Origin of the sequence: Anaerococcus lactolyticus ATCC 51172, assembly GCF_000156575.1 — a bacterium.
Classification (GTDB): Bacteria; Bacillota; Clostridia; order Tissierellales; family Peptoniphilaceae; genus Anaerococcus; species Anaerococcus lactolyticus.
Map to the genome: position 1 here is coordinate 1 of NZ_GG666145.1, position 241 is coordinate 241.

General features: G+C 68.0%; 1 protein-coding gene. It reads left to right on the plus strand.

Annotation, left to right across the window (positions count from 1 at the left end; all coding sequences use genetic code 11):
- Positions 1–241: hypothetical protein (locus tag HMPREF0072_RS11575; RefSeq protein WP_004830778.1), on the plus strand; the 241-nt coding region annotated here is incomplete at both ends.

Below are 241 nucleotides of genomic sequence, written 5' to 3' on the forward strand. Positions count from 1 at the left end.
CTTCTGCGCCCTGCTCGGTCCCAACCAGCAGACCGGCGGCGACTTCGCCATCGAGCTGGAGGACTTCGCCGACAGCGAGCAGGAATACCTCACCAACACCGCGATCCTGCGCACCGTGCTGCGTGACACGCATGGCGGCGCACTGGAAATCCTCGATTTCGCCCCGCGCTGGCGCCAGAACGACCGCTTCTACCGCCCGGTCAGCCTGATCCGCCAGGTCCGCCCACTGGCCGGCAGCCCA